Below are 19,188 nucleotides of genomic sequence, written 5' to 3' on the forward strand. Positions count from 1 at the left end.
GGACCTCAATTCGCGCCGGGCTTGTCGGGGAAGACCGCGCAATGTTCCTGCGGGATATGCACCAGGACCGAATCCTCCTTCAGTTCGACGGGGGTCTGGATGCGGAACTCGATTGAGCCGGAGCGCACGGCATATTGCCAGACCGACCCGAGATAAGTCCGCTGATCGATCGAGACGCGCATCGTGTTCTGGCCGGCCGAGCTGGAAAGCTCGATCTTCTCCGGGCGGATGGCGACGACCACGGACCCGTCCCTTGCCGCGGCACCCGGCGGTGTGACGATCTCGCTGCCATCAGCCAGGCGGATGCGGGCTTTGTCCGTGCCGTTTTCAAGCATCGTGCCATCGAAGAAGTTCGACGAACCGATGAAGTCGGCGACGAAGCTGTCGGCGGGGCGCTCGTAGATCTCACGCGGCGTGCCGAGCTGGCGCATCCGGCCCATGCTCATGACGGCGATGCGATCGGAGACGGCCAGGGCTTCCGCCTGGTCATGCGTTACGTAGATGGTGGTCACGTTCAACCGCTCCTGCAACTCGCGCAGCCAGACGCGGGCGCGCTCGCGCAACTTCGCATCGAGGTTCGACAGGGGCTCGTCGAGCAGGAGAAGCGGCGGCCGGTAGACGAGCGCGCGGGCAAGCGCCACGCGCTGTTGCTGGCCGCCGGACAGTTCGAACGGATATCGATCCGCATAGGGCAGCATCTCCACGAGACCCAGCGCTTCCTTGATGCGCTCGTCGCGCTCAGCCCGGCCGATCTTTCGCAGCGTCAGCGGGAAAGCCAGGTTTTCGGCAACCGTCTTGTGCGGCCACAGCGCATAAGACTGGAAGACGAGACCGATGTTGCGCCGTTCCGGAGGGACGGTGTTGCTCGGGTTGCCATCGAAAAGCACCCGCTCGCCGACGCGGATGGTGCCTGACGTCGCGTGGTTGAGGCCGGCAACGGCAAACAGCGAGGTCGACTTGCCGCATCCCGACGGTCCGAGCAGCGTCAGGAATTCGCCGGATGCGACGTGGATGTTGAGGTTGTCGACGGCCGTGACCGCACCGTATTTGATGGTCAGGTTCTGAAGAACGAGATCAGCCATAGATTTTGGCTCCCATGACGCGGCGTGCAAGGATTACGAACGCGGCGGTAATGACGACTTGAATGGTTGCTAGTGCGGAGACCGGGCCGTTATCGCCTTGGGCGACCAGCTGCAGCATGGTGGTGCCGATGATTTCGGATCCAGGCTGATAGAGGAACGCTGCCGTCACGTATTCCTTGAAGAAGTGGATGAAGAGCAGGGCGTAGCAGCTGAACAATGCCGGTTTCAGGATCGGCACGATGATGCGCGTGACCGTCGTCCACCAGTCGGCTCCGGATATACGGGCACCACGGTCGAGCTCTTCGCCGACCTGGGCGAGCGCCGGCGCAATGGCGCCGAAGCCAACCGGGATGTAGCGGATCATGAAGGCGAGGATCAGGACCAGGATCGTGCCGCGGATGACATCCGCTCCGGGAAGCCAGATGACCGCGTAGAAGAAGCCGAGGCCGGCGATGATGCCCGGGAGCGAGCGCGGGAAAAGCGCGATATATTCGAGCGCGCGGTTGTGACGGAAATCCGACCGGCGGGCAACGAGCGCGATCACCAGGATGAAGAAGGTGCCGATCGCCGCGCCGATCGTTGCCACGAGGACGGAGTTGACGATCGAGCGCACATAGTTGGCCGAGCCCAGGACATGCTCGAAATTCGCCGTCGTCAGCACTTTCCAGAACGGGATAAGGGGCGTGAGGAAGCTCACGGCCGAGCGCATGAAGATGCCTCCGAAGATCGAGATGATCGTGAGGAACGCGAAGGCGAAGACGAACAGGAAAGCGGGCCAGCGCCAAGCGCCCAGATCCAGCGTCGAGGGACGGCTGGCCTTGCCGCGTACGGTGACGAAACGGCCTGCACCCTTCATCAGGAAGCCCTGGAGCCAGACGAGGAAGGCGACAACGAGGAGCAGGATCACTGCCGCAGCGCCAACGATGCCGTATTCAGGCCGGACCGCCGCGTTGATGCCGGCATTGTAGAGGAAGGTCGTGACCGTCTGGATGCCGGACGGTCCGCCGAAGAGCAGCGGGATCGCCAGCATCTCGATGCCGACGACGAAGTTCAGCACCGCGGAGTAGATGATCGCCGGGCGGATCATGGGGATGGTGACGGAAAACAGCGCCCGGAAGGGACCTGCGCCGGTGGATCGCGCCGCATCTTCGAGCAGCGGATCGGCCTTGGTGACGGCGGCCAGACACATGAGATAGGTGAGCGGCGCCTGGCTGAGGCCCGCGACGATTCCCATGCCGGTCACGGTGTAAAGGTTCCACGGCGCGCCGCCGAGATATGTCTTGGCAGCCAGCGTTATGAAGCCCGACGGGCCGTACATCGTGAACCAGCCGAAAGCGATGACGAGGTTCGAGACGAAGAGCGGCCAGATGAAGATCTCGCCCAGCCACTTGCGGCCCGGTAGATTGGTTCTGCCGACAAGCACGGCCATGACGGCACCGAATACCTGGGCCACGATCATGGTCAGCGCGCCGAAATAGAGCGTGTTGAAGAACACGCCGGCCATGCCGGGTTCACTGAAAAGGCGCGTGAAGTTGCCGATCGTGACGACCGCGCTGTCATCATAGAGCGGCTTGTCGAGAAAGGCCTGGAAGATGATGGGGGTGATCGGACCAAACACGAGGATCGTCGTCAGCGCCGCAACGCCCCAGTAGATCGCCTGTGATCGGTCTATCCCCCGTCCGGCCGCGCCGGGGTGGCTGATATCCGTCATCGAATTTTCCTGTCAGGGTTGGTGGAAGGGCCGACCAGACGACGGCCCTTCGGGTCGGCTTATTTGCCGGCGAGTGCGGCGTTCCACTTCTCGACGAAGGGACCCGCTTCGGTGATCAGGCGCTGGTCGAAACCGGCCGTGATGATATTGTCCTCGCCGACGATCTCGCCGATCTTCTGGAACGTGTAGCGAACCTGGTCTTCCGGAACGTCTTCGCGATACGGCACCAGACCGCCCTTTCCGACCTGTGTCTGGCCGTCCTGGCTAAGCGCGTAGTCGACGAACAGCTTGGCGGAGTTCGGGTTGGCCGCGCCTTTGGGGATGCCCATGCCGCGCAGCATCATGATCGTGCCGTCGTCGGGGAAGGCAAAACCGAGAATCTCGCCGCCCGGCTGCTCGAGGCGCGGGAAGATGGTGATGCCGGACACGGCGATACCCATCAGATATTCGCCGGTGGCGATCTTTTCGTTCATCGGGCCGCCGGAGGTTTCACCGCGGATCATCGGGCCGATCTTACGCAGACCGTCCCAGCCGGCCTCACCCTTCTTGTCCATGTAGGCCCACCAGGCTGTCAGGCCGAAGCTGTTGCGGGCCGCATCATAGGTCGTGATCTTGCCGTTGAAATTGCCGGGATCGGCCGTCGCGGCCTCAACCAGCGATGCAAAGCCCTTCGGGCGCTGATCTTCCGTCAGAAGGGCCGCATTGTACGTGATGACCAGCGGATCGGTGGAAAGCACGTTCACGCCCGGATAGGGACGCGCGAATTCCGGCAGCTTATCGGCTTCCGGACTTTTATAATCGTCCATCAGGCCGTCTTTGCCATACGCCGCCCAGCGGTCGTTGGCGCCCGATACGAGCACGTCGGCGGTGCGGGCGCTCGATCCCTTCTCGGCTTCCCAGCGCGAGTGCACGGTGCCCGAGCCGAGGTCGACGGTCTCGACCTTGATCCAGGGATACTTTGCGTTGAAACCGGCGATGATCGGCTGCCAATTGTTGTCAGCCATGTTGGAATAGATCATCAGGCCCTTTTCCGAGCGCGAACCCTCGATGATCTTGGCGTAGTCTTCCGGATATCCGGCCGGCACGTCCTGTGCCTGCGCAAAACCGGCGATGCCGGCAAACAGGCCTGCAACGGCTGTCAGAGCCACGATTTTCATTCTTACCTCCCTTTGGATAAACGACGACTGCGGCGCGCCAGCTCCTCACTGATCGTCACCGCCGTTTCCCGGACCACTTCAGAAATGCGGTCGGAATTCTTGACGAACCGGACCTGAGGCCCGGAGATGTTGAGCGCGGCGATCGCCTTGCCGTTTGCGCCCATGATCGGCGCGGCGGCGCCCGCTGCGCCTTCGACGATCCCCATGGGATTGACGTAGAAGCCTGATTTGCGGGCGCTTTCGACGGCGTTCAGGAGCTTCGAACGCTCTGCCTCGGACAGTGAGGCGGACACGGCGTAAGCCTCGATTTCCGCATCGCTTCCGGCTGCCAGCAGAACCACGCCGCTGGCGACTTTATGCGCGGGGCGTGTCGGACCGATATCGCGATCATAGAGGATTTCGCGTTTCGGCAGCACCTTGTTGAGATAGCGGATGGACGGGCCTTCCAAGACGGCGACAAAGCCTGTCTCGCCGGTCTGCTGCACAGCGTCTGCAAGATAGGGCGAAACGAGAGCGATGAGTGCACCGTAATTGCGGCCGTCCGGCGATATTTCGCCCGGCAGCCTGAGTAGTTGGTATTCGCCGCTGCCAAGACGATGAATGTAGCCGCGTTCGGTCAGCGACTGCAGCATCAGAAGCGCGCTCGACTTTGGCATGGCGAGAGCAGCCGCGATCTCGGAGAGGCTTGCGCCTTCCGGTGAGGCGGCAAACCACTCAATCATGTCCAAGACACGCTCCACTCCGCGTCCGCTCACGTCCATCCTCCGCTTTTGTTCAGTATATTGAATGTAATCAAAATAGTGAATTTGTCGCGTTACGTCAAATTGATTTTGCTCCGACGTTCCGGCGTGCACGCAAAACGGTCACCAACGCGTGCGTGGTTCGCTTCACAGATCCGTGGAGGATGGCGGCCAGGCGCACTCATCAGCTCTGCCGCGACGGCATGTCGGATTGCAGGAGAAGGGCAGTAAGGCCACCGGACTAGCCAAGTGGCGTGGGCCAGACGAAAGCAAGGCGGCAGGATCTCGCCTCGCGTTAAGCGAGGCAAGATCCTGCCGGCTTGTCAGGCTTTCCTTGCCTGCCGGAGTCGCACGACGACCGGGGCAAGGTTGTGAAATCGGTTTCTATGCGGGTAGGGGCTACTTCGCTTCAGAAAGAATGCCGCGCACACTTTCTTCGTCGAGCTTGACCGGATTGCCGCCGGCACAGGGATCGAGCAGGCTCATCTGCGCCACCTTGTCGAGGTCGATGTCTTTCAATCCCATGCCCGACAGTTTGTCCGGAATGGAGAGGTCGCCGCGCAGTGAAACGATCCAGTCGATGACACCGTCCGCGTCTTTGCGCGGGAGATCCAGAACGCGGGCCAGCAGTTCGAGTTTATCCGCAATCGCCGGGGCATTGAACGCGACGACATATGGCATCAGCACGGCGTTCAGCAGGCCGTGGTGTGCGTCGTGGAGAGCACCAAGCGGATGAGCGAGCGCATGGATGGCGCCCAGGCCCTTCTGCAGCGCGACACAGCCCATTCCGGAAGCGATCAGCATTTGACCACGTGCTTCCAGATTGCTGCCGTCGTGCGTGGCGATCGGCAGCCATTTGTGAATCAGCCGCAGCGCGTTGAGCGCAATGCCCTCCGCCATGGGATGGAAGGAGGGGGCGCTCAGCGCTTCGAGCGCGTGGGACAGGGCATCCATGCCTGTTGCGGCGGTGATATGCGCAGGCAGTCCGACGGTGAGCTCCGGGTCCATGACGACGATTTCGGGTATCATGCGCGGATGAAAGACGATCACTTTTCGCCTGTCGTCCTCATGCGTGATCACCGAGGAGCGGCCGAGTTCCGAGCCTGTCCCGGCTGTTGTCGGAATGGCGATGACAGGCACGAGGCTGGCGGTGTTGGCGCGTTTCCAGTTGTCGCCGATATCTTCAAGATCCCACATGGGGATCGTCTGGCGGGCCATGAAGGCGATTGCCTTGGCCGCATCCAGCGCGCTGCCACCCCCGATCCCCACCACCAGATCATGGTCGCCGGCGCGAAAGGCCTCGACGCCGTCGGCGACATTGCCGCCGGTCGGATTGGGTTTGACATTCCAGTAGAACCCGGCCGCAAGACCTGCCGCTTTCAGCGCTTCAAGCGTACGCTGTACGGGATAAAGATCCTTCAGACCGGCATCGGTGACGACGAGCGGCCGGCTTGCGCCGAGTTCGCGTACCATCTCGCCCAGGCCAGCGATGCGGCCGTTCCCGAAGCGCACGACCGTGGGAAAACTCCAGTTGCTGGTGGTGGTGAGTGTATCAACAGGCATGTTGGAACCTTGCTTTTTAAGATGTGGCAATGCTGGAAGCCTGCCGCTTCAGCGCGCGGCGTCGCAGCACTTCGGCGACGATGACTAGGAGAAGGGCCGGCACGAGATTGACGGTGGCGAGCGCAGGATAGATCGGCGACGAGCCGACGGCGATGCCGCTATAGACGAAGATCGGTAGCGTGCGCGCCGTTCCCGCAAGGGAATAGGAGACGTAGAAGTTCCCCCAGGAGAGCAGGAAGGAGAAGATGGCGGCAGAAAAGATGCCGGGCCAGAGCAGCGGAAACGTAATCTCGCGGAAGACTTCCCAACCGCTTGCGCCGGCATCCCGGGCAGCGTCCTCGAGCGTCTCGTCGAAGCCGTAGACCTGCACCGCCACGACAACCAGTGCGAAGGGTGTGATGTAGACGACGTGGCCGATGATAACCGTGACAAGGCCGGTCGAAAAACCCAGCCAACTGCCGAGAACCGAGAACCACAACAGCATGACCACGCCGAGCAGCAGTTGCGGAAACAGGAGCGGCGCGAAGGTGAGCCCGCGGAATGCACTCTGGAGGCGGAAACGGTATCTGACCCATGCGACGGCCCCTGCTGTGCCGAGTACCGTCGCGAAGAGCGTTGAGATCGTTGCAACGGCGGCGGAGTTCAGGACGGCGGGCAGGAAGTCCGGCTTGTTGAACAGTTCGCCGTACCATTGCAGGGAGAAACCTTCGATCGGCAGCGTCAGCACGCGGCTCGACGTGAAGGAAAACGCGACCAGCGTGGCGATCGGCGCGTAGAAGAACACGAGAAGAAGAACGACCGAGCCGACCAGTGTGGTATCGACGAGCGCGTTGCGCATGCGTTGTGACATCATGCGGGTCTCCTCCCGGTGGACGGGCGGCGAAGGGCGAATGTCGCACACGTGGCAAGCATCAGCGCGCCGATGGTAATCAGCACCATGGTCAGCGCCGCGCCGAGCGGCCAGTTGACACGGGTCTCGAAACTCTGGCGGATCAGTTCGGATGCGAGCGGAGACGTACCGCCGCCCAGCACCTTGGGTTCGAGAAATGCGCCAAGGCTGAGCACGAAGACCAGCACCGCGCCGGAGTAAAGTCCCGGCCGCGACAACGGCAGCGTAACCTCGAAGAAGGTCCGAATTCGTGACGCCCCGGCATCATAGGCTGCGAGCATCAGGTCGCGGTCGATACGCACCAGCGACAGGTAGATCGTGAACATGGGATAAGCGACGAGATTGTAGACCATGCCGATCATGGTGCCGGTCGGCGTGAAGAGCAGGTTCAGCATTTCCGGCGGGAAGCCCAAATGCATCAGCAGCCAGTTCGCCACGCCATTCTTGTCGAGAATGAGGATCCAGCCGAAGGTCTTGAGCACCGCATCGGTCAGGAAGGCGAAGATGATCAGGATCTGGATCTGCGTCTTGAAGGTCTTCAGCCGCGTGGCAAGCGCATAGGCGGCCGGAAAGGCGATCAGCACGGTCAGAACGACACAGATCAGCGCCATCGCCACCGTGCGCAGCATGATCGTCCAGTAATGCGGCTTGGAGAAGACCTCGGTCCAGATCTTGAGGTCCCACGTCCAGACGAGCCGGTAATATTGCGTGGTCTGGAAGGTCAGGACCGCGGTCATCAGGAGTGGCACGAGAAAGAACGCGACCATGACCAGCGCGAGCGGCGCGACCGTGGCGACGAAAACCGGATCGTTCCAGGATTTGCGTTCGATCCTCATGCTCACTCCGAAAGAAGGAAGGCTTGGGTGGGGTCGAAGCCGATGCGCACCGCCTCGCCGACAGCGGCCGGCAGTACGATCGAGCCGGGAAGGTCCAGAATGACGGCGTTGTCGAGCCCGCGGACGCGGACACGGTACTGCGTCGATGCACCCTTGATGAAATATTCCTCCACCTGGCCGTCCAGCACCCATTCGCCGGGAGCGGCATCCCCCTTCACGAAACGAATGGTCTCGGGGCGGACAAGAAGCGCCGTGCCTTTCGCGGACACGGACGGTGAGACATGCTCGGACGCGATGGTCGTTTTCCCGGCGGCGACCAAGGGCGAAACGACCGCCATCCCGTCACCGGCGGCGCTTGCGGTCACGGGCAGGAAATTGGTCTCGCCGATGAAGCCCGCGACGAACATGTTGGCTGGACGGTAGTAGATGTCAGCGGGCGTTCCGACTTGAACGACGTGTCCTGAGCGCATCACGCAGATGCGGTCCGCCAGCATCATCGCCTCCTCAAGATCATGTGTCACGAGCACGAAGCTGGTGCCGAGTTCGCGGTGCAGTTTCTTCAGTTCTGCCTGAAGGGATTTCTTGAGCTTGGCGTCGAGCGCACTCATGGGCTCGTCCAGCAACAGCACGCCGGGGTGGGACACCAGCGCACGGGCGAGCGCCACGCGCTGCTGCTCGCCGCCGGAAAGCTGTGCGGGATAGCGCTCGAGATAGTCCGGCTTCAGATGCATCAGGTCGAGCATCGCGCGAATGCGGCCGTTCGCTTCCGCCTTGCCGACCTTCTGGAGCTTGAGGGGAAAACCGATGTTCTCCGCGACCGTCTTGTGCGGAAAGAGCGCGAGTTTCTGGAAAACCATGCGCGTGGGGCGGCTTGCCGCCGGTACGCCGCGCATATCCCTGCCCTGAATTTGAAGATGCCCGCCTGTCGGCTCCTCGAAGCCTGCAAGGATTTTCAGCAGCGTCGTCTTTCCGCAGCCCGACGGACCGACGAGCGCAACGAATTCGCCGGTGCCGATCTGCAGCGAAACGCCGTGAAGCGCACGTGCCGTTCCATAGTCCTTGACGATGCCGGATGCATCGATGATGGGGCTGGCCAAGCTCGATTTCCTTGATATCTGCAATGGGAACGGACAGGCCTGCCCATCGGGCGGCCTGTCGTTGTTCTGCGCGACTAGCGAGCGGCGAGCTCTTCCTGCCAGATCGCCAGCATGTCGTCGATATTGGGCGCTACGGTGTGGAATTGGCTGTTGTCCCAGGCCGTCCACATGTAGTCCATCTGCAAGGCATTTTTCTCTTCTTCGGAGAACAGCGCCTCGGCCTTGCTGTTCGGCACCAGGTTGCAGGTCGCCTCGGTGATTGCGAGTTGCTTGGCGACATCGGAAGACACGATGTATTTCAGGAAGTCCGCCGCGATCTGCGAGTTCTTGCCGTTGTCGATCAGGCCGGTCGCTTCCATCCAGATGATGCCCTGCTTCAAGCCGTTCTTCGGCTCGGGCACGATGGACTGGATGTAATCGTGGCCCTTCATGCGAAGCGCCGAGGTCGCATAGGTGCCGCCACCGATAAGGGCGCGGAAAGAGCCGTCGATCAGGCCCTTCTGCGCCACGGCGAGGTCGGCGACGATGGCGCGCGTGTTCTTGAAGGCGGCGCGCAGGACCTTGCGGACCTCTTCGAGCGCCGCGTCGTCCAGCTCCTCGTAGGGGTTGATGCCGGCATAGAGCGCCAGCGGCATGATCGGCCAGTCACCCCAGTCGAGGAGGCAGATCTTATCCTTGTAGGCGCTGTCGAAGACAGGCGCGTAGCTCGACCATGTCTCCAGCTTGTCGAACTTGGTGTTGACGGTCGGGCCGACCCAGCCCCAGCGGGTCGGAAGGCCGGTCGCCTTTCCTTCGAATGCGAGCGGTGCGAAGGGCGCGCGGAATTGCGGGTAGAATTCGGCGAACTGGTCGGCGAAATCCGCTTCGTCTATATAGCGGCAGAAGCCCGCCGGTCCCATGCGCTGGATCCAGGGACTGTCGGAGGACACGAGGTCGAAATCACGCGATGCGCCGGCTGCGAGCTTGGCGAAACCGCCGGCCGAGTCGGTGATCAGGTCGATCGAGATCGAGGCATCCTTCGATTTCTGAAACGGCTCCAGAATGCTGGGTGCGTTATAACCTTCCCAGCACATGTAGTTGAGGCTTTCTGCCGCTGCGGCATCGCGCCGTGACGCCAGGAAGCCGCTGCCGGCGGCGGCCAGGCCGAGACCGCCGATGCCCTTGAGCACGGACCGGCGCTTCATGGCGCCGATGTTGGAGCTGATATCTGCTGTTCCCTTTTTCATTTTTTCTTCCTCTCTTGATCATTCATTGGGGCGCGGCATCAGACCACGCCCAGATAGCGCCGGATCTCCCATTCGCTGACTTGTCGCTGATATTCGGCATGCTCCACCTCCCGGCTTTCCGCGAAGCTCTCGACGAAATCGCTGCCGAACAGCTCTCTCGCCTTGCTGCTCGCGCGCAAGCGGGTAGCCGCCTCATGGAGATCGCGCGGAAAGACGGTTTCCGGCGCCGGTTTCGATGCATAGAAGTCCGCAGCGCTGCCCGGTGGCGGCTCGATTCCTTCGCGAATGCCGGCGAGGCCCGCGCCCAGCATCATCGACAGGGCCAGATAGGGATTGGTGTCCGCCGACGGCACGCGGAACTCGATGCGGGTGCTTTCCGGCTGGTCGTTGATGACACGCACGGCAGCAGTGCGGTTCTGCACCCCCCAATTGGCTGCCGTCGGTGCCCAGGCGCCCGGCACGAGGCGCTTGTAGGCGTTGACGGTGGAGGAGCACATGGCCAGAAGTTCCGGCATGAGCTTCAGGAGGCCGCCAAGGAAATGCCGCGCCGCCTTGCTGAGGCCATCAGACGTTGATGGATCGGAGAAGACCGGGCGGCCATCACGGTCGCGCAGCGACAGATGAAGGTGGCCCGACTGACCGGACAGCTTGGGTGACAGCTTTGACATGAAGCTCACCGTCTTGCCATTGCGGGCGAAGTACGCACGGGCAAAATTCTTGAAAAGCATCGCGTCGTCCGCCGCCTTGATACCCTTCGCATGATAAAGCGGCGCTTCGAAGCAGCCGGGACCGAGTTCCGTGTGGATGGCATCGAGCCTGACGCCCATGGTCTCCATCGTCGTTTCGAGGCCGGCCAGGAGATCGCCGTGAAGCGCCGACGTCTGAAGGGAATAGGTCCGGTTTCCCTGCGCGAAATGCGTGAGATCGCGATACTGCTTCGCTTTCATGCTCTCTGCGGTCTCATCGAAAACGAAGAACTCGAATTCGAAGGCGGCATGCACGTCAAAGCCGAGTTCGGCAGCCTTTTCGATCTGCGCCAGGCAGACATTGCGTGGCGAGCGACGGCCGAATTCGCCGTCGAAATCCGCGATGCACAGCGCCATGTTTTCGGCAAAGGGATATGTGCGGATCGTCGTCGCATCGAGCTTGGCCGGCCGATCGATAAACGATCCATCGCGATAGGTGTTTTCGGCAATGTCCCAGAAATAGAGAACCTCGCAGAACGGATAGCCGTCCTTGGCGAGCTTCACCGCCTTTTCGGCGGAGACCAGCTTGTCGCGGAATTCGCCTTCGGGGTCCACCATGCCGATATGGACTGACCGGGCGTCGATCTCTTGCAATTTCGTTTCGAAGGATTTGTTCGTATCCGGAGATTTCGGCATGACTTGTTCCCGTTGTTGCGGTTAGCCTAGGGCGTGATGTCGTTGCGTGAAAATATCCCCGGGGGGATAGAACGCGCTGTCGGGTTTCGACGTCGGCAAACGGGCAAGGGGCAGCGGTTGGATCAGGGGTTTGCAGCATGGAACAGTGCGCTTGCGGGCGCCATGAAGGCCGTCGGTACGGAAAGCTTTGGACAAAGCCTTGAAGCGGCCCTTGCGACCATCATCGATTTCGACGTGTTGATGGTGTTCGCCTATCGCGGCGCGGAAAAGCCTGTCTGCTGCTACCACAACATCGATCCGAAGCGGGCGCGAACCATCATCGACGCCTATACCGCCGGTCCCTACCTGCTCGACCCCTTCTATGGCGCGGCCCTGGACACGAAGAAGACGTCGATCCTTCGGCTGAAGGACATGGCGCCGGATCATTTCTACAGCTCGGAATATTATCGCCAGCACTATGTCCTGACGGGCATCAGGGATGAGGTCGGTATCCTGTGCCGCACGCCGAACTGGACCGGAATTGTCATCAGCTTCACGCGTCCCGTCACCGCGCCGGCCTTCGGCCGACGGGATCTTTCCCTGATCCGCGGTGCGGAGCCCCTGCTTCGAACCATCTGCGAGAGACATTGGAGTGTCGTCGGCAGCGATACCGGTGCGGGCCCCGTGCCGGGACACGATCCCATCAATGATACTTTGAACCGGATGACGAACGGCGTGCTGACACCGCGCGAGATCGAGGTAACGTCATTGATCCTGCGCGGCCATTCCAACGCATCGATCGCCGCGACGCTTAAGATCACCTCAGGGACGGTGAAAATTCACCGGAAGAACATCCACCAGAAGCTGAACATCACGAGCCAGGCAGAGCTCTTCGGGCTTTTCATCCGAAAGCTGGCGAAACTCTGAAGTCCTGCGGATTTCCCTTGCGGAAATGGGGCGTTCACTCCGAACCGCCTGTTCCAGCCAAACAGCACGGTTGGCCTGGAGGTGTTCATAAGAGCGGTTCCTGACACTGAAATAAACAATCCAATCTCAGGAACCGGCTGGTTCGGGTTATATCAAACGCCGCCTGCGACCATCGTATAAATCTTGCGGGTCTGCTCGTGAATGGTCCATTCCCCACGCCAGCCGAGCGGAAGGACGAACATTTCGCCGGGACCGATTTCCCGGGAGGTGCCGTCGCCATTGTGAAGCGTCACGCGGCCGGTGAGAATGTAACAGATTTCGGCATTCTGGCTGCGGTCCGCGGTGAAGCGACCCGGCGTGCATTCCCAGATACCCGTCTCCATCTGGCCGTTTGCACTGCTCCACAGCTCCAGCGTCGCCTCCATCTGGTCGCCGGCGATAGAAGTGGGTTTGGGCGTGAATTCGCCGATCTCGCGGTCGTGAAGGTCGCCGAAATTCTCGAAATTGATCATTGAGTATGTCCTTGAAAGGCGTCAGTGGCCGGTAATAGCGTCCGCGATCGCGGCGAGCCTGGATGTTTGGGCAAGGCCGGCGAATTCGCGTTCGTCGGCAATTCGATAGAGCTGGTACATGGAATGCACGCCGAGCCAGCGGAATGGCTCCGGCTCCCATTTGCGCACCGTCCGGTTGACCCACGGCAGGCCGGTCAGCGCCGTTTCCCGGCCAAGGACGAGATCGGCGAGCGTGCGCCCGGCAAGGTTGGAGCTGGAGACGCCGAGGCCGACATAGCCGCCGGCCCAGCCGATCCCCGTCTGCCGGTCGAAGCCGGCCGTCGTGCACCAGTCGCGCGGCACGCCGAGCACGCCGCACCAGGCATGATCGATCCTCAACGACTTCGTCTGCGGCAGCAGGCGCGTCAGGATGGCGTGCAGCGCTTCGATGGTTGCCTGTTGTGTCTGGCCGTTGATGTCTGTCTTCGAACCGAAACGGTAGGGCACGCCGCGTCCGCCCATGGTGATGCGGCCCTCGCGGGTGCGCTGAGCGTAGCAATAGGCATGCGCGGCATCGCCGAGCAGTTCATGCCCCTCCCAGCCGATCTGCTCCCACAGCGCGTCAGGCACGGGCTCGGTAACGATCTGCGCGCTGTTGAGCGGCAGCCAGGTGCGCTCTTCTCCCGGCAGGCCGGCGGTAAAACCTTCCGTCGCACGGATGATGACGGGTGCGAGCACCGTGCCGCGATCGGTCGTCACACGGCCCTTCTCGAAAGCGGTGACGGCCGTGCCTTCGAAAATCGGAACGCCAAGCCGCTCGACCACCGCAGCGAGCCCGCGCACGAGCTTCGCCGGCTGCACGCGCGCCATATCGCGAATGACGAAGCCGCCTTTCACATTTGCGATGCGGATGCGTTTGGCGGCCTCTTCAGCCGACAGCATTTCGATCTGCTCGGGCGGCATCTCCCAGTCGAGATAGAACTGATACTCCTCCCGCGCGCGGTCGAGTTGGGGCTGGTTGGTGGCGACGGTCAGGTTGTCGGCGCGCAGGATATCGGCATCGATGCCTTCCGTTTCCGCCACCCGGATCACCTCGTCGACCGTACCCGCCATCGCACGCTGCATGTCGACAACGGCGCCACGGGTAGATGTCTTCAGGTATTTTTCGCGCGACCATCCGAACCCGCCGGAAAGCCAGCCGCCATTGCGGCCGGATGCGCCGAAGCCGGCGAATTCGCGCTCCACGACGACGATGTCGAGCGAAGGATTGGCCTTCTTCAGATAGTAGGCGGTCCACAGGCCCGTATAGCCGGCGCCGATGATGCAGACATCGGCGGTGCGGTCGCCGGGCAGGGGAGAACGCTTCTGCGGCAAGCCGCCGATATCGGCATACCAGAAGGAGATGTTACCGTTGGTCTTGACGTCCATGGCAGAGCTTTCGGTTCAGGTCAGCGTCACGTCGGCGCTGGCATCGTCGGGGAGGAGGATAAGATCGGAGGGCTGGAAGGTAACGTCGACGGTGTCGCCGATCGCGAAATCCGCGGATCCCAGCGGACTGCGCACGACCGCGGTGGTGCCGTCGGCCAGCCGGATTTCATATTTCGAGCCGGAGCCGAGATAGATCGCTTCCACGACCGTACCTGCCAGACGGTTCTCGCCGGACACGATATCCGCGCCGGTGCGCTTCAGCGCCAAACGCTCGGGCCGCAGAAGGATGACCGGACGCGCGTCACCGGCCAGATGGCCATGCGCGAGAACTTTCTGGCCACCGATGGTCACGACCGTGTCGCCGCCTGAAATCTCGGCGGTTCCGCGCAAAATGGTGGATTCGCCGATAAAGCGGCCAACGAAGAGCGTCGCCGGGCTGTCATAGAGTTCCCGCCCCGTGCCGATCTGCTCGATCCGGCCGCCGTTGAACACGGCGATGCGGTCGGACAGCACCAGGGCTTCCTCCTGGTCGTGCGTGACATACACAAAGGTGGTGCCGAGTTCACGATGGATGCGCTTGATCTCCAGTTGCAGCCATTCGCGCAGCTTCTTGTCGAGCGCACCAAGCGGTTCATCCATCAGCAAAAGCGGCGGATCGAAGACGAGCGCGCGGGCGAGTGCCACGCGCTGCTGCTGGCCACCCGAAAGTTCGCTGGGGTAGCGATGGGCGAAGTCGGCCATCTTCACCATGTCCAGGGCGCGGTGGACGCGCTTGTCGCGTTCACTGCCCTTGATGCCGCGCAGCGTCAGCGGATAGGCGACGTTCTTGCCCACCGTCATGTGCGGGAAGAGGGCGTAGTGCTGAAAGACCACGCCGATGTTGCGCTTGTGGGAGGGCAGGCCGGTGACGCTCTTTCCGCCGATTTCGAGTGCGCCCGAGGTGATGTCGGTAAAGCCTGCGATCAGGTTCAGCGTCGTGGTCTTGCCGGAGCCCGATGGACCGAGCAGGGTCATGAATTCGCCGGGACGGATATGCAGGTCGATGTCGTTGAGTGCCGTGAAGCGACCGTAGCGTTTGGAGGCCTTTCGAATTTCGATCGCGGCACCCGCGGAGCGTTGGGAAACAGGCATGGTCAGGTCCTTTCGCGGCGCATGCCCAAGAGGAGGCCGGCGATGATGATGAGCGACGTGGCGAGGAAGAGCAGCGTGCCGACGGCCGCGACCGTTGGGTCAGCGTCGCGCGTTATCGACGTGTAGATCTGCACCGGCAGCGTCTTGAGATAGGGGCTGGTGATGAACAGCGCGACGATGATCTCATCGAACGATGTGATGAAGGCGAAGAGCGCGCCCGATAGCACGCCCGGCAGGATCAGCGGCAGCGTCACCGTGCGGAACACGGTCAGGCGGCCGGCGCCCAGGCTGGAGGCCGCCGTTTCCAGCCGGCGGTCGAAGACCTCGAGGCTCGCCTGCACGGCGATCAGCACGAAGGGAATGGCAAGCATGGTGTGTGCCAGCACGAAGCCGGTGACGGTGCCGACGAGGTGCGTATCGAGATAGACCGCATAGATGCCGATCGCCAGCACCACGCCGGGCACGACCATCGGCGTGATGAGCAACGCACGCAGCAGGCCGCCCGTGCGCGCGGCGGCGCGGCTGACACCGAAGGCCGCGAGCGTGCCGATTACGGTCGCCACGACGGCCACGATGATGGCCACGATCAGCGAGTTGGAGAAGCTCGTCGTCCAATCCGGGCTGCTGAAGAAATTTCCGTACCACTGCCAGCTGAAGCCGACGGGCGGGAAGGCCAGCGACTTGTTTCCGTTGAACGACATCGGAATGACGACCAGTGTCGGCGCAAGAAGCAGGATCGCCACGAGCAGGCAGAAGAGACCGAGAAGAATGCGCGGGAAGGACGGCATGGTCACGCCTCCCTGCGGGAGGATGTGTGTTTCTGGCGCATCAACGGAGCGGCGATGGCGAGCAGCACGAAAGTGGCGACGAGGAGCACGACACCCATGGCACCGCCGCGGCCCCAGTTGAGCAGGCTGAGCACCTGGTTCTGCACGAGCGACGACAACAGGATGCTGCGCGGGCCACCCAGCAGCGCCGGCGTGATGTAGAAGCCGAGCGAGAGGATGAAGACGATGATCGCGCCGGCGTAAACGCCGGGCAGAGAGAGCGGAACGTAAATCTGGAGGAACGCCTTCCAGGGCCGTGCGCCCAGGCTCCGCGCCGCTTGCAACAGACGTGTGTCTATGCCCTTCATCACGGAATAGATCGGCAGGATCATGAAGGGCAGCAGGACCTGCGTCATGCCGATCACGACGCCCGGAAGCGTGCGGATGAGCTTTACGGGCGAAAGGCCGATGCCGCGCAGGATGGAGTTTATGACGCCGGAATCCTGCAGGAGGATGACCCATGCGAGCGTGCGCACCACGCCGCTGAGCCAGAAGGGCACCAGCACGCACAGGATGAGCGCCAGCCGCATGTTCCTGCCGACGATGGTCATGGCATAGGCGTAGGGATAGGCGCAGATGAGGCAGGCGAGCGTGACCCAGGCGGCGACGACGAAGGTCCTCTGCAAGACGGTGCGGTTGACGGCCGACTGGAAGAACCAGACGTAGTTGTCGATGCCGATCGCGGGATCGGAAAAAGAGCGCCAGACCACGATACCAAGTGGATAGGCAAGCGCTACGAGCAGCACCAAAACGGCGGGAGCGGTTAGCCACACAGCGCCCCGCGGGCGCAAACGCGGCAGGAACGGCGAGTGCGCGGCATCGACGGCTGTACCGGCTCGCTGGCCGTCATCGGGCGTGGCTGTCATCATCATCTCCCGTTTGGAAGGCAAGCCCGGCGCGACCGGGCTTGCAAGGCAGGTGATCGGCTCAGTTGCCGGAAAGAAGCGCGTTCCACTTCTCGGCGGCGAGATCGAAGTTCTTCACCCAGAACGGGATGTTCTGCTGATAACCCTGCGCGTTGCGTTCGGGCGTCGAGGTGAGGAAGGCAGCCGTCGCCTCGTCGACCTTCGGCTTCGCGTCCATGTTGATGGGCGTGTAGGAGGTTTTTTCCGTGAGCACGGCCTGCGCGTTCGCGCCGAGATAGGCGTTGATGAGCGCATAGGCCGCATCCGTATCCTTGACGCCTACCGGGATGGTCAGCTGGTCCATGACGACGAGCCAATCCTGCCAGACCGGCGTATAGGCCGCACCGTTCTTGACGGCCGTCATCGCGCGGCCGGTCCACATCATGATCATGTCGGCTTCACCGGATTCGGCAAGCTGCTGGCTCTCGGCGCCGGTTTTCCAGTAGATCGTGTCGGGGCCGAGATCGCGCAGTTTCTGGATGCCTTTCTCGATATCGTCCGATGTCATCGCCTTCGGATCACCGCCGGCCGCCTTGAAAGCCTGCTCGATCAGGCCGCCTGTCGGATCGCCCGAGCCGTCGATGGCGCGCACGCCCGGGAACTTTTCGGTGTCGAAGAAGTCGGCCCAGCTCTTCGGCGGGTTATCCTTGTAGGCCTCGTTCTTGTACATGAGGACGACGCCGTAGTTCATCGCCGGAACCGAGCATTCGCCGACCTGGCCCTGGGGGATCTTCGAGACGTCGAGCTTGGAAAGATCGAGTTTCTGGAAGAGCGTGCCGCAATGGACATAGGGTGGCAGGTCGGCGGTATCGACCACGTCCCAGGTGACGTTTCCGGCATCGACCTGCGCCTTCAGCTTGGCGATTTCGGTCGGGCCGTCGTTCAACAGCGTCACGCCGGACTTGTCGACAAATTCCTTGAGGGCGGCGACCTGACCATCCTGATAGATGCCACCATAGGACACGAAGGTCAGGGTCTTGCCCTTCAGCGATCCTTCCTTGACCTCGCCTGCGACCGGCTTGTCCTGTGCGAATGCCGGCAACGCCAGGGCGCACGTCATCGTTAGGGCCAGGGCCCTCGAAATTTTCTTCATGTTGATACTCCCAGTAGCGCTCGCGTTACGTTGTTCCTGCCGGGGCTACGAGCCGGGCCGAGGCAGGTATTGGTCGAGTTCATCCGCGACGCTGGTGGGCGGCGCGATCATCCAGATGACTTCAGCGGTTTCCGTGCCGATATTGACGGTCTTGTGCGGAACCGAGCTTGGATATTCAATGCTGTCACCGGATGACAGCATATGGCGCTCCTCGCCGAGGGTGAGTTCCACCTCGCCGCGGATAACGAAGAAGAGTTCCTGCGAATCCCCGTGGCTATAGGGTTTGTCACCCGTCGAGCCACCCGGATCGAACTCGCCGATATAGACTTCCATGTCGCGGATCGGACGCCGAGACAGCAGCATCTTGCGATACCCTTCCGCCGGCGGCAGCGCCGGACGTTCTGCCTTGCGCAGTACCCGGCCGACGGCCGGTGAGCCATCGTCGAAAAGATCGGTCAGGCTGATGCCGAGCGCGCCGGCGATGCGCATCAGCGTACTGATATTGACGCCGCTCAGGCCCCGTTCGAGCTGGCTGAGGAAACTCGCCGTGGTTCCCGTCGCATCTCCAAGGGCTCGCAGCGACATGCGCCGGGCGGTACGGAAGGTCTTCACCTTCTCGCCGATGCCCGACTGATTGTCCGCGGTTACCGAAATCTCGTTCACGGCCTCACCCTTCACTTAACGCCATATTAAGTGAAGGGCGAAGATTAGCAATATCGAAATG

General features: G+C 62.1%; 18 protein-coding genes. 1 reads left to right on the forward strand and 17 read right to left on the reverse strand.

The features are described from left to right. Positions 1-5 precede the first annotated feature (5 nt). The 10 genes from GR158_RS05695 to GR158_RS05740 all read right to left on the reverse strand — a co-directional run bounded on the left by GR158_RS05695 (position 6) and on the right by GR158_RS05740 (position 11,683). Entirely contained in the window at positions 6-1,082 is a 1,077-nt protein-coding gene (locus tag GR158_RS05695; protein ID WP_134646377.1) for an ABC transporter ATP-binding protein, read from the reverse strand. Continuing rightward, positions 1,075-2,793 (reverse strand): iron ABC transporter permease, encoded by a 1,719-nt coding sequence (locus tag GR158_RS05700; RefSeq protein WP_134646379.1) that lies wholly within the window; start codon positions 2,791-2,793, stop codon positions 1,075-1,077. Before GR158_RS05700 ends, GR158_RS05695 begins: the two co-directional genes overlap by 8 nt. A 59-nt stretch (positions 2,794-2,852) precedes the next feature. Beyond that, on the reverse strand, positions 2,853-3,950 hold the full coding sequence (locus GR158_RS05705; RefSeq protein ID WP_160870310.1) for an ABC transporter substrate-binding protein: 1,098 nt from the start codon (positions 3,948-3,950) through the stop codon (positions 2,853-2,855). Between the two features lie 2 nt (positions 3,951-3,952). Further along, entirely contained in the window at positions 3,953-4,804 is an 852-nt protein-coding gene (locus GR158_RS05710; protein ID WP_202402166.1) for an IclR family transcriptional regulator, read from the reverse strand. A gap of 285 nt (positions 4,805-5,089) precedes the next feature. Further along, positions 5,090-6,253, reverse strand: a complete 1,164-nt coding sequence (locus GR158_RS05715; protein WP_160870311.1) for an iron-containing alcohol dehydrogenase — start codon at positions 6,251-6,253, stop codon at positions 5,090-5,092. A 16-nt stretch (positions 6,254-6,269) separates the two neighbouring features. Beyond that, positions 6,270-7,106 carry an ABC transporter permease gene (locus GR158_RS05720; RefSeq protein ID WP_160870312.1) on the reverse strand — a complete coding sequence of 279 codons (837 nt, stop codon included), beginning with the start codon at positions 7,104-7,106 and terminating at the stop codon, positions 6,270-6,272. Then, entirely contained in the window at positions 7,103-7,978 is an 876-nt protein-coding gene (locus tag GR158_RS05725; RefSeq protein WP_160870313.1) for an ABC transporter permease, read from the reverse strand. Before GR158_RS05725 ends, GR158_RS05720 begins: the two co-directional genes overlap by 4 nt. Positions 7,979-7,980: 2 nt before the next feature. Beyond that, positions 7,981-9,075: an ABC transporter ATP-binding protein gene (locus GR158_RS05730; RefSeq protein WP_160870314.1), complete on the reverse strand. Its 1,095-nt coding sequence runs from the start codon at positions 9,073-9,075 to the stop codon at positions 7,981-7,983. Positions 9,076-9,149: 74 nt separating this feature from the next. Next, entirely contained in the window at positions 9,150-10,301 is a 1,152-nt protein-coding gene (locus GR158_RS05735; RefSeq protein WP_160870315.1) for a PotD/PotF family extracellular solute-binding protein, read from the reverse strand. A 38-nt stretch (positions 10,302-10,339) separates the two neighbouring features. Further along, on the reverse strand, positions 10,340-11,683 hold the full coding sequence (locus tag GR158_RS05740; RefSeq protein WP_160870316.1) for a glutamine synthetase family protein: 1,344 nt from the start codon (positions 11,681-11,683) through the stop codon (positions 10,340-10,342). A 117-nt stretch (positions 11,684-11,800) separates the two neighbouring features. On the opposite strand from GR158_RS05740, the gene GR158_RS05745 reads away from it, so the two are divergent. Beyond that, on the forward strand, positions 11,801-12,589 hold the full coding sequence (locus GR158_RS05745) for a helix-turn-helix transcriptional regulator (RefSeq protein WP_160870317.1): 789 nt from the start codon (positions 11,801-11,803) through the stop codon (positions 12,587-12,589). Positions 12,590-12,741: 152 nt separating this feature from the next. Here the strand turns inward: GR158_RS05745 and GR158_RS05750 are convergent, their stop codons facing one another. The 7 genes from GR158_RS05750 to GR158_RS25595 form a co-directional block, all read right to left on the reverse strand. Next, on the reverse strand, positions 12,742-13,101 hold the full coding sequence (locus GR158_RS05750; RefSeq protein WP_134646397.1) for a cupin domain-containing protein: 360 nt from the start codon (positions 13,099-13,101) through the stop codon (positions 12,742-12,744). A gap of 21 nt (positions 13,102-13,122) precedes the next feature. After that, positions 13,123-14,508, reverse strand: coding sequence for an FAD-binding oxidoreductase (locus GR158_RS05755; protein WP_160870318.1), 1,386 nt, complete (start codon positions 14,506-14,508; stop codon positions 13,123-13,125). A 15-nt stretch (positions 14,509-14,523) separates the two neighbouring features. Further along, complete coding sequence (locus tag GR158_RS05760) at positions 14,524-15,639, reverse strand: ABC transporter ATP-binding protein (protein ID WP_160870319.1); 1,116 nt, start codon at positions 15,637-15,639, stop codon at positions 14,524-14,526. 2 nt (positions 15,640-15,641) lie between these two features. Further along, positions 15,642-16,427, reverse strand: coding sequence for an ABC transporter permease (locus GR158_RS05765; RefSeq protein WP_160870320.1), 786 nt, complete (start codon positions 16,425-16,427; stop codon positions 15,642-15,644). A gap of 2 nt (positions 16,428-16,429) precedes the next feature. Next, positions 16,430-17,335: an ABC transporter permease gene (locus GR158_RS05770; RefSeq protein ID WP_371731619.1), complete on the reverse strand. Its 906-nt coding sequence runs from the start codon at positions 17,333-17,335 to the stop codon at positions 16,430-16,432. Between the two features lie 58 nt (positions 17,336-17,393). After that, positions 17,394-18,431 carry an extracellular solute-binding protein gene (locus GR158_RS05775; protein WP_371731620.1) on the reverse strand — a complete coding sequence of 346 codons (1,038 nt, stop codon included), beginning with the start codon at positions 18,429-18,431 and terminating at the stop codon, positions 17,394-17,396. A gap of 78 nt (positions 18,432-18,509) precedes the next feature. Further along, positions 18,510-19,127, reverse strand: coding sequence for a helix-turn-helix domain-containing protein (locus tag GR158_RS25595; protein WP_306039579.1), 618 nt, complete (start codon positions 19,125-19,127; stop codon positions 18,510-18,512). Between the last annotated feature and the right edge of the window lie 61 nt (positions 19,128-19,188).

Origin of the sequence: Shinella sp. AETb1-6 (genome assembly GCF_009826875.1) — a bacterium.
Classification (GTDB): domain Bacteria; phylum Pseudomonadota; class Alphaproteobacteria; order Rhizobiales; family Rhizobiaceae; genus Shinella; species Shinella sumterensis.

Excerpts from the sequence above, each read along its gene's own strand:
- GR158_RS05695 (WP_134646377.1), bottom strand. The coding sequence starts at position 1,082 with ATGGCTGATCTCGTTCTTCAGAACCTGACCATCAAATACGGTGCGGTC.
- GR158_RS05700 (WP_134646379.1), bottom strand. The coding sequence starts at position 2,793 with ATGACGGATATCAGCCACCCCGGCGCGGCCGGACGGGGGATAGACCGA.
- GR158_RS05705 (WP_160870310.1), bottom strand. The coding sequence starts at position 3,950 with ATGAAAATCGTGGCTCTGACAGCCGTTGCAGGCCTGTTTGCCGGCATC.
- GR158_RS05715 (WP_160870311.1), bottom strand. The coding sequence starts at position 6,253 with ATGCCTGTTGATACACTCACCACCACCAGCAACTGGAGTTTTCCCACG.
- GR158_RS05720 (WP_160870312.1), bottom strand. The coding sequence starts at position 7,106 with ATGATGTCACAACGCATGCGCAACGCGCTCGTCGATACCACACTGGTC.
- GR158_RS05725 (WP_160870313.1), bottom strand. The coding sequence starts at position 7,978 with ATGAGGATCGAACGCAAATCCTGGAACGATCCGGTTTTCGTCGCCACG.
- GR158_RS05735 (WP_160870315.1), bottom strand. The coding sequence starts at position 10,301 with ATGAAAAAGGGAACAGCAGATATCAGCTCCAACATCGGCGCCATGAAG.
- GR158_RS05740 (WP_160870316.1), bottom strand. The coding sequence starts at position 11,683 with ATGCCGAAATCTCCGGATACGAACAAATCCTTCGAAACGAAATTGCAA.
- GR158_RS05750 (WP_134646397.1), bottom strand. The coding sequence starts at position 13,101 with ATGATCAATTTCGAGAATTTCGGCGACCTTCACGACCGCGAGATCGGC.
- GR158_RS05755 (WP_160870318.1), bottom strand. The coding sequence starts at position 14,508 with ATGGACGTCAAGACCAACGGTAACATCTCCTTCTGGTATGCCGATATC.
- GR158_RS05760 (WP_160870319.1), bottom strand. The coding sequence starts at position 15,639 with ATGCCTGTTTCCCAACGCTCCGCGGGTGCCGCGATCGAAATTCGAAAG.
- GR158_RS05765 (WP_160870320.1), bottom strand. The coding sequence starts at position 16,427 with ATGCCGTCCTTCCCGCGCATTCTTCTCGGTCTCTTCTGCCTGCTCGTG.
- GR158_RS05770 (WP_371731619.1), bottom strand. The coding sequence starts at position 17,335 with ATGATGACAGCCACGCCCGATGACGGCCAGCGAGCCGGTACAGCCGTC.
- GR158_RS05775 (WP_371731620.1), bottom strand. The coding sequence starts at position 18,431 with ATGACGTGCGCCCTGGCGTTGCCGGCATTCGCACAGGACAAGCCGGTC.